Consider the following 9,480-nt stretch of genomic DNA (forward strand, 5'->3'; position numbering starts at 1 on the left):
CGCCTCGAAACTGTCGAGATTGCTGAAATAGTCCTCGATGGCCGGCGCGGCCTGAACCGGCGCGCTGAACATTAGACAGGTCATCACGGTTATCATTATTCGTTTCAACATACGTAGCATTTCTCTTGTTCGTTTAATTCACCACAGGGGGCACAGAGTCTTTATTTGGAGTAACGGCTCCATTAACTCTGTGACCCCCGTTGTCTTCTGTGGTTCAAACTGTGTTCATTCCTTGGGCGGTGGCGGCGCCAGAACTTCGCGGTTGCCGTTGGATTCCAGCGGGCCGACGACGCCGGCCTGTTCCATTGCCTCGACCAGCCGTGCGGCGCGGTTGTAACCGATCCGCAGGCGGCGCTGTACACCGGAGATGGATGCGCGGCGGGTTTCGGTGACGATCTGGACCGCTTCATCATACAGGGGATCGGCTTCGGCATCGCCGCTGCCGCCTTCACCACTATAACTACTCTCGGACTCGGCCGGACCGTTGGTGACCTCATCAAGGTATTGCGGCTGGCCGCTTTGTTTCAGATTCTCGACCACGTTGTGCACTTCATGATCGTCGACAAAGGCGCCGTGAATACGGACCGGCAGGCCGCTCCCCGGCGGCAGATACAGCATGTCGCCATGACCCAGCAACTGCTCGGCGCCCATCTGATCGAGAATCGTGCGCGAATCGACCCGCGAGGAAACCTGGAAGGCAATACGCGTGGGGATATTGGATTTGATCAGCCCGGTCAGCACATCGACCGACGGACGCTGGGTGGCCAGGATCAGGTGAATGCCCGAAGCGCGCGCTTTCTGGGCCAGGCGAGCGATCAACTCCTCGACCTTTTTCCCGACCACCATCATCATGTCGGCCAGCTCGTCGACCACCACCACGATGTACGGCATCGGCTGCAGTTCCTGCGCTTCCAGCTCGGAGTCGGCCGGGTGCAGCGGATCGAGGATCGGCTGGCCCGCCTCTTTGGCCTCACGCACCTTGCGATTGAAACCGGCGATGTTGCGCACCTTCAGCGCTGACATCAATCGATAACGTTGATCCATTTCCGCCACACACCAGCGCAGCGCGTTGGCCGCATCTTTCATGTCGGTGACCACCGGCGCCAGCAGGTGGGGAATGCCGTCGTAGATCGACAGTTCCAGCATCTTGGGATCGATCAGAATCAGTCGCACATCCTTCGGACTGGCGTTATACAGCAGGCTCAGGATCATGGCATTGAGCGCCACCGATTTGCCGGCACCGGTAGTCCCGGCGACCAGCAGATGCGGCATGCGGGCCAGATCCGCGACCGTGGGATTGCCGCTGATATCCTTGCCCAGCACCAGTGTCAGAGGGGACTTGGAATCGGCAAATTCGGGGGCCTTGAGATTATCGCTGAGGCGTACCACCTCGCGCTGCTGGTTGGGAATCTCCAGGCCGACGGTGGTCTTGCCCGGAATGACTTCCACTACCCGCACACTGACCGCCGACAGGGCACGGGCCAGATCCTTGGCCAGGTTGGTGATCTGGTTGACCTTGACCCCGGCCGCCGGTTGCAGCTCGAAGCGGGTAATGACCGGGCCGGGATGGACCGCCACCACTTCCCCCTCGATACCGAAATCCTGCAGCTTCAGCTCCACCTGGCGGCCCATCGCCTGCAGCGCCTCTTCGGAAATTTCGTTGCGATCGCCGGGCTGGGTGTCATCCAGCAGCGACAGCGGCGGTAACGCCCCGCTCCCGGCATCGGTAAACAGGGGTACTTGCCGCTCGCGCTCGACCCGCTTGCTGGGCGTGGCCGGTTTTTCCTCGCGCTGGATCACCGGTGGCGTGCGTTTGGCCTCTCTGACTTTCTGCTTTTCGACCTTCGCGCTGGACTGCTGTTGATGCTGCTTGCGCGCCCGCCGTTCCTGGATCCAGCTCACCGTGCGGGTAAACCAGGCGCGCAGCGCATACAAAAGGCGCAGCGTCAGGGCGCCCAGACTGTCCATCAGCCATAACCAGGACAGGTGGGTGAACAGGGTCACTCCGCTCAAAAACAGCGCCAGCAGCAACAGCGTGGCGCCCAGAAAGCTGAATGCACCGGCCATATTGGTCGCCACATAATCGCCCAGAATGCCCCCGGCATTGACCGGCAACGGGCTGACACCGCCGACATCGTGCAAACTGGCCAGTCCGCAGCCGGCCAGCAGGGTGAGAACAAAACCGCTGATCCGCAGACCGAAGCCGCGGATGTCGAAGGGATGGATATTGCGTCGATCGCGATACAGGCGCCAGCCGGCATAGGCGACCATGATCGGGAACAGGTAGGCCAGATAGCCGAACAGGCTTAAAAAGACATCCGCCAGCCAGGCGCCGGTCGGGCCGCCCAGATTGGCGATACGTGGCTGCGCCCCGCCACTGTGGGACCAGCCCGGATCCGCCGGATGGTAGCTGGAGAGCGCGAGCAAAAAATAGAGCGCGGTGAAGCCGAACACATACAGCGCCCCCTCTTTCAGCGCCCGTTGCAGGTGGCTGGCCAGGGGCGGACTCTTGGATTCAGCGGCTGTCTTTTTGGCCTGGGGCAAAGTTTATCTTCTTTATGAGAAAAGTAATATAACTTACTAAATTATAAGAATAATCGCAATATATCTATAGTTATTGCAAGGCGGCCAGCTCCACCTTGCCGGCCCGAATATTGAGCCCCGCGGCGAGGTCCGGCCGGCTCTCCCAGCCCGGCTCGGCCAGATGCAGGATATAGGGAACCAGCGCGGCGGACAACGCCTGGGAGGCCGTTCTGGGCACCGCGCCCGGCATATTGGTGACCCCGTAATGGAGCACCCCTTCCCAGAGGAATGTGGGCTCGTCGTAGCTGGTCGGGCGGGTGGTTTCGATACAGCCCCCCTGGTCGACCGAAATATCGATAATCACACTGCCGGTCGGCATGCGTCGGACCGTCTCGGCCGAGACCAGGTGCGGGGCCCTGGCGCCGGGTATCAGTACCGCCCCGATCAGCAGATCGGCGGACTGAACAGCCTCCTCGATGGCGCTGGTGTAGGCATGGCGGCCGGTGACATTGGGGCCGATCAGGCGAGCCTGTTGCAGCTTGTCCCGATCGCGATCGAAAACGGTGACCCGGGCACCCATGCCGGCGGCCATGCGCGCCGCGCTGGTGCCGGCCACGCCGGCGCCGAGAACCACCACCTCGCCGCGCTCGGTGGCCGGCACCCCGCCCAGCAACACGCCGCGTCCGCCCTGATGGTGGTAGAGCAGATTGCTGCCGGTCTGGCTGGCGATGCGCCCGGCGATATCACTCATGGGTGCCAGTAACGGCAAACGGTTATGGCTATCGGTTACTGTCTCAAACGCCACCGCCGTGAGCCCGATCTCCCTGAGCGCGCGGGTCAGTTGCGGCGCGGCCGCCAGATGCAGGTAGGAAAACAGCAGGTGATCGGCACGCAGGCGATCCAGTTCCTCGGGCTGCGGTTCCTTGACCTTGACGAGTAACTCGGCCGCCTCGAACAGTTCGGCCGCCGTGGCGACGATCTGCGCACCGTGCACCCGATAGGCCTCGTCAGCATAGCCGCTATACTGGCCGGCACCGCTTTGAATAAAAACCTGGTGGCCATGGCGGATCAGTTCATCGACAGCATCGGGGATCAGTGCGACTCGCCCTTCCTGCACCTTGATCTCGCTGGGAACTCCGATTCGCATGTTACGCCTTTACCCTCCTGTTGGCATTCCGTAGACTACAGGCACTCTCCCTTCTGCAGGCTGAACCTGTTCCGGTTTTGACTGTCTGTTTAAGGAAATCGAACAACAAATCAATCACATGCATCCGGAGTCTAACACATGAGTGAAGCCAAACACTGTCGCCTGCTTATTCTGGGATCCGGTCCCGCCGGTTACACCGCGGCCGTTTATGCTGCGCGCGCCAACCTCAATCCGGTACTGATCACCGGCCTGGAACAGGGTGGCCAATTGATGACCACCACCGAGGTGGACAACTGGCCCGGCGATGTCGAAGGTCTGCAGGGACCGGGGTTGATGGACCGGATGCGCCAGCATGCCGAACGTTTCGAGACCGAAATCGTCGCTGACCACATTAACAAGGTCGATCTGAAGCAAAAGCCCTATACCCTGACCGGCGACAGCGCTGTCTATACGTGTGATGCACTGATTATCGCCACCGGCGCCTCGGCCATGTATCTGGGTATTCCATCGGAAGAGACATTTCGCGGCAAGGGCGTCTCTGCCTGTGCCACCTGCGACGGATTTTTCTATCGCGGTCAGAAAGTGGCGGTCGTCGGTGGCGGCAACACCGCCGTGGAAGAAGCCCTGTTTTTGTCCAACATTGCCGACCATGTCACTGTCATTCATCGCCGCGACAAATTCCGTTCGGAAAAAATTCTCTCCGACAAGCTGCTGGAAAAAGCGAAAAACGGCAACGTCAGTATCGAATGGAACCATGAACTGGATGAAGTCCTGGGCGACAACTCCGGCGTCACCGGCCTGCGCCTGAAAAGTACCGAAGACGGCAGCACCAAGGAAATAGAGGTGATGGGTGTGTTCATTGCCATCGGCCATAAACCCAACACCGACATCTTCGAAGGCCAGCTGGACATGGAAGGCGGCTACATCAGCGTCAAAAGCGGTACCAAAGGCGACGCCACCGCCACCAGCGTCCCGGGCGTCTTCGCCGCCGGCGATGTCAGCGATCATATCTACCGCCAGGCCGTCACCTCCGCCGGCACCGGCTGCATGGCCGCCCTCGACGCCGAACGCTACCTCGAAAAAGAGGAAAACGCATAGCGGTTTTATAGTTGACTCTCTGGGAAATAACGCGGAGGACGCGGAGGCGCAAAGACGCAGAGAAAACATTTTGTTAAATCTGTTCAGCACATATTCTGCAAACAAAGCAGCTCAATAATGTCGACAGACAGCGATAATTTGTACAAATTAATAAAACTCCGCGACTCTGCGCCTCCGCGTCCTCTGCGATATATTCCCAGTGAACTCAAAAAATGAATGACATGACCGTCCGGATACTGGAAAGTCTCGCCGAGGTTTCCGCCGAGCAATGGAACGCCCTCTCTGACGGGCGTTTTCCATTTGTGCGGTATGAGTTTTTGCGTGCGCTGGAAAAGTATAATGCCGTCGGTGAGTTGTATGGCTGGTATCCGCAGTATGTCCTGATCGAGGAAGGCGGTGTACCGGTGGCCGCGGCACCGATGTATATCAAGGATAATTCCTATGGCGAATTTGTCTTTGACTGGGCCTGGGCCGATGCCTGGCATCGTGCCGGCCTGCACTATTATCCCAAACTGGTTGTCGCCATTCCTTATACCCCCGCAACCGGGCCTCGCCTGCTGGTGCATCCGGATAAAGATTTTGATACCTATGCCGCGCAATTGATCGAGGCGGCAACTGCCCATGCACAGAAAACCGGTATGTCATCCCTGCACTGGTTGTTTACTGACGAGCGGGATACACAACAGTTCCAGAACGACTCCCGTTATTTAATGCGTCTGGGTTGTCAGTTTCACTGGCAAAACCACGCTTACCGTGACTTCGATGATTACCTGTCGCATTTCACCCAGCAAAAGCGCAAAAAGATCCGCCGCGAGCGACGGATGGTTGCCGAACAGGGCGTCGAAATCGAAATCCGCCATGGCGACGAGATGGAAGCGGAACACTGGGATATTTACCACCGTTTTTATCGCAACACCTTCGAACGCAAAAGCGGTATCCCGACGCTGTCTCAGGATTTTTTCATGGAGATCGGCCAGACTATGCCGCGCAATGTGGTGTTGGTTATGGCCAAATATCAGGGTGAGTATGTGGCAGCGGCGTTTAATGTCTGTGGCCGCGATACGTTGTACGGTCGGCACTGGGGTTGCAATCGCGATTTTCACAGCCTGCATTTCGAGGCCTGTTATTATCAGGGGCTTGATTACTGCATCCAGCATGGCTTGCAACGCTTCGAACCCGGCGCCCAGGGCGAACACAAGATCAGTCGCGGTTTCTTACCCGTACCGACTTGGTCAGCACACTGGATAGCCCATGAAGGTTTTCGCGAAGGGCTGACGCGTTATCTGGATCACGAACGTGAAGCCGTGGAAGATTACATGCAGGAACTGGATACTCACTCGCCTTTCAAGCGATCGGCCTGACCGGTATGAGTGCCCCCTACTGGCTATCCCCCCGCTATCCTGACTGGTTTCCCGATGTGGAAGAGGCGTTGCGCGATCCTGACGGCTTGCTTGCCCTGGGCGGCGATCTGTCAACCTCCCGGTTACTGGCAGCCTATCGACACGGGATTTTCCCCTGGTACAGCGACGAGCAACCGATTCTCTGGTGGTCGCCCGATCCCCGTTCGGTCCTGTTTCCCGACGCGCTGAAAATATCCCGCAGCCTGCGCAAGAATCTGAAAAAGGGACAATTTCGGATCACCTTTGATACGGCCTTTGCCGAGGTGATGCAGCAATGCGCCCTGCCGCGCCGTGATGGACTCGGCACCTGGATCACCGACGAGATGCAACGCGCTTACCGACACTTTCATGAGGCAGGGCATGCCCATTCGGTGGAAGCCTGGTATGACGATGAACTGGTCGGTGGCCTGTATGGGGTGGCACTGGGCAAGGTTTTTTTTGGCGAGTCGATGTTTACCCACATGAGTGATGCCTCAAAAATCGCCTTTGTGACCCTGGTGGCACATCTGCGTGCCTGGCAGTTCCAACTCGTCGACTGCCAGGTGGAGACAGAACACCTCAACAGTCTCGGTGCGCAAAATATTCCCCGGCGAGAATTCACCCGTTACCTGGATACCTATTGCGAACCGCTGAACGCCGGCCACTGGTCAGTCGATCCCGGGCGTATCCGACAGTTACAGGCGACCGGGCGAATCGATACAGACCAGTCGTTTGATTCGCCTTAGACAGATAACGAATCACTGATTCCGCTGTTTTCCGGACCCCTTCAACTTGCTATTCTAAAGTTCAAGATGGACACCTGATGACACAATCGCCATGACCGATCAGAACAGTTTTCACCCGGTGCTCAACGAGCTGCAGTTTTTCGCCAGCCCGGAGCATCCCTGCAGTTATCTGGACGATCGTCAGGCGACCTCGATCTTTGTCGATCCCTCACTGGTACTGCGCCCCGCCCATTACTCAGCTCTGGCCGGTATCGGTTTTCGACGCAGTGGCAATTACATCTATCGCCCCCATTGCCGTAACTGCCGGGCCTGTGTGCCGGTGCGCATTCCCGTCGACCGTTTTGAACCCAACCGCAGTCAACGTCGAACATTGAAGGCCAACCAGGATGTGCAATTGACAACCCGGCCGGTCGAGTTTGTTGACGAACATTACGATCTCTATCGACGTTACATGCAGCACCGTCATCCCGGTGGTGGCATGGATAACGATGATCCCGATACTTATATGCGGGTACTCGATTCCTACTGGGCAGAGACGACCCTGATCGAATTTCGCGCCCGGCAACAATTGCTGGCAATCGCGGTCACCGATGTGCTGGAGGATGGTTTGTCGGCGGTGTATACCTTTTTTGAACCGCAACCGTCGCAAAAGGGGCTCGGGACCCTGGCGATCCTGCAACAGATTGAACTTGCCCGACAGTGGCAACGCTCCTATCTCTATCTGGGTTACTGGATCGGCGAGTCGGACAAGATGGACTACAAACGTCGCTTTCAGCCACTGGAAGGATATGACGGTCGACAATGGATCGAGCTGGAAGAGACCGGTTAAGACGGTATTGGCAACGACGTCTTAAAAAACAGAAAGTGCGCCTGAACTCCCATTATAACCTCCCCAAACACGCTGAATCAGAATTGTGACATTCGTTTACAATTTGTTTTTTCATTGAATTAAAGCACGCTGACTGGCGGGCCGATATAATAAACAAGGCCACCCGAACTCCACTGTCATGGGAGTGTCATACTGAACAGGCACGCTGGGGTTCCCAACATAGGAGGTGCCTTATGTTGAGCTTTATCTACCGTCTCGCCAACGAGTTCGAGAATGAGCAGGGGTTTCGCCCCAACGTGCTGTACATGAACAATCAGCACTTTGGCCGCCTGAAAGACGATCTCGCCGAGATTCCCAATCTGGACATCATCAACCAGTTGCTGGGGATGGAAATCGTCCTGGACGATGAGCTCGTCCATCCGCACGTCTACTGGACACCGGTGGACTGGCGCCGCGCCGTGGCCGTCTGAGCACCCCGAATTCCCGCCCTGCCCGCCGGTTCCGGCCTTGAAACGGCCGGATCCGTCGCTATATAGCTATTTACTTTGAAAATCGGCCCCGGATCAGGCATTATTCGCGCTGTTTTGGGGAGAGTGAGATAGTTACTGAATGGCTAAAGAAGAACACATTGAAATGGAAGGCACGGTGGTTGAAACCCTGCCCAACACCATGTTTCGGGTTGAACTCGAAAACGGTCACGTCGTGACCGCGCATATCTCCGGCAAAATGCGCAAACACTATATCCGCATCCTGACCGGCGACAAGGTCACCGTCCAGCTGACCCCCTATGACCTCAGCAAGGGCCGCATCACCTTCCGTAATCGTTAAGGCCAGCCCTGCGGGCTGGCAGGTTCTAGGGGCTAGTTTCTAGTCGCTAGTAAAACAACCCTCTGTTCATAAGTCTGTAGGCTCGATAAAGCGAAGCGGTATCGGGCAGATTGCCTGAGCGCCCTGCCTCTGTTCAAGATTGTGTCTAACCAGGCCTGCGGCCTGGCAGGAGCTAGGGGCTAGTTACTAGTCTCTAGGTAAAACATCCCCTAGAATATTGTCTCCTAGAATCTAGCCCCTGTTATGAGTTGTAGGCCAGGTTGCGCACAGCGCTACCTGATGCCCTGCCTCTGTTCAAGATTGTGTCACGTAGGCTATCGCCAACGTGACCTACAGGGTTTTCCCAGGACCTAGCCCCTAGCCCCCTCTTATCCAGGACCTAGAACCTAGCACCTAGCCCCTGTTATTGCGTGGCCAGCTCGTCCTTGCTTTCCATCTCGAAACTCAGTTCGTCGTTGTCGACGCTGATGCGGATACGGCCGCCGTTGGACAACTTGCCGAATAACAGCTCTTCGGCCAGGGGCTTCTTGATGTGTTCCTGAATGACCCGTGCCATCGGCCGCGCGCCCATGGTGGGATCGTAGCCGCGCATGGCCAGCCAGGTCCGCGCCTCGGCGTCTACTTCCAGGCTGACGCCTTTTTCTTCCAGCTGGGCTTCGAATTCGAACATGAATTTGTCGACCACCTGGCTGATGATATCCGGACTCAGTTGCTTGAACTGAATCACCGCGTCCAGCCGATTGCGGAATTCCGGCGTGAAGGTCTTCTTGATCGCTTCCATGGCATCGCTGGAATGATCCTGCCGGGTGAAACCGATGGAGCTACGCGAGAGACTGTCGGCTCCGGCGTTGGTGGTCATGACGATGATTACGTTACGGAAATCCGCCTTGCGGCCGTTGTTATCGGTCAGGGTGCCGTGGTCCATCACCT

9 protein-coding genes are annotated in these 9,480 nt (G+C 57.5%); 6 read left to right on the top strand and 3 right to left on the bottom strand.

Annotation, left to right across the window (positions count from 1 at the left end; all coding sequences use genetic code 11):
* Positions 1-225: 225 nt before the first annotated feature.
* Both RI563_RS09500 and ald read right to left on the bottom strand, forming a co-directional pair.
* Positions 226-2,544, bottom strand: coding sequence for a DNA translocase FtsK (locus RI563_RS09500; protein ID WP_310694138.1), 2,319 nt, complete (start codon positions 2,542-2,544; stop codon positions 226-228).
* Between the two features lie 70 nt (positions 2,545-2,614).
* Positions 2,615-3,670 carry an alanine dehydrogenase gene (gene ald, locus RI563_RS09505; protein ID WP_310694139.1) on the bottom strand — a complete coding sequence of 352 codons (1,056 nt, stop codon included), beginning with the start codon at positions 3,668-3,670 and terminating at the stop codon, positions 2,615-2,617.
* A gap of 138 nt (positions 3,671-3,808) precedes the next feature.
* On the opposite strand from ald, the gene trxB reads away from it, so the two are divergent.
* The 6 genes from trxB to infA all read left to right on the top strand — a co-directional run bounded on the left by trxB (position 3,809) and on the right by infA (position 8,550).
* On the top strand, positions 3,809-4,768 hold the full coding sequence (gene trxB, locus RI563_RS09510; RefSeq protein WP_310694140.1) for a thioredoxin-disulfide reductase: 960 nt from the start codon (positions 3,809-3,811) through the stop codon (positions 4,766-4,768).
* Positions 4,769-4,980: 212 nt separating this feature from the next.
* Complete coding sequence (locus RI563_RS09515) at positions 4,981-6,129, top strand: GNAT family N-acetyltransferase (RefSeq protein WP_310694141.1); 1,149 nt, start codon at positions 4,981-4,983, stop codon at positions 6,127-6,129.
* Between the two features lie 5 nt (positions 6,130-6,134).
* Entirely contained in the window at positions 6,135-6,893 is a 759-nt protein-coding gene (aat, locus tag RI563_RS09520) for a leucyl/phenylalanyl-tRNA--protein transferase (RefSeq protein ID WP_310694142.1), read from the top strand.
* Between the two features lie 91 nt (positions 6,894-6,984).
* Entirely contained in the window at positions 6,985-7,722 is a 738-nt protein-coding gene (locus tag RI563_RS09525; protein ID WP_310694143.1) for an arginyltransferase, read from the top strand.
* 233 nt (positions 7,723-7,955) lie between these two features.
* Positions 7,956-8,192 (top strand): hypothetical protein, encoded by a 237-nt coding sequence (locus RI563_RS09530; protein ID WP_310694144.1) that lies wholly within the window; start codon positions 7,956-7,958, stop codon positions 8,190-8,192.
* Between the two features lie 139 nt (positions 8,193-8,331).
* Positions 8,332-8,550 (top strand): translation initiation factor IF-1, encoded by a 219-nt coding sequence (infA, locus tag RI563_RS09535; protein ID WP_310694145.1) that lies wholly within the window; start codon positions 8,332-8,334, stop codon positions 8,548-8,550.
* 403 nt (positions 8,551-8,953) lie between these two features.
* On the opposite strand, the gene RI563_RS09540 is transcribed toward infA, so the two are convergent.
* Positions 8,954-9,480 (bottom strand): AAA family ATPase (locus RI563_RS09540; RefSeq protein WP_310694146.1); only part of this gene is annotated, 527 nt, incomplete at its 5' end.

Origin of the sequence: Thiohalophilus sp. (assembly GCF_031581315.1) — a bacterium.
GTDB lineage: Bacteria > Pseudomonadota > Gammaproteobacteria > UBA6429 > Thiohalophilaceae > Thiohalophilus.

Coding starts and splice junctions, on each gene's coding strand:
- RI563_RS09530 (WP_310694144.1), top strand. CDS start 7,956: ATGTTGAGCTTTATCTACCGTCTCGCCAACGAGTTCGAGAATGAGCAG.
- RI563_RS09525 (WP_310694143.1), top strand. CDS start 6,985: ATGACCGATCAGAACAGTTTTCACCCGGTGCTCAACGAGCTGCAGTTT.
- trxB (WP_310694140.1), top strand. CDS start 3,809: ATGAGTGAAGCCAAACACTGTCGCCTGCTTATTCTGGGATCCGGTCCC.
- infA (WP_310694145.1), top strand. CDS start 8,332: ATGGCTAAAGAAGAACACATTGAAATGGAAGGCACGGTGGTTGAAACC.
- ald (WP_310694139.1), bottom strand. CDS start 3,670: ATGCGAATCGGAGTTCCCAGCGAGATCAAGGTGCAGGAAGGGCGAGTC.
- aat (WP_310694142.1), top strand. CDS start 6,135: ATGAGTGCCCCCTACTGGCTATCCCCCCGCTATCCTGACTGGTTTCCC.
- RI563_RS09515 (WP_310694141.1), top strand. CDS start 4,981: ATGAATGACATGACCGTCCGGATACTGGAAAGTCTCGCCGAGGTTTCC.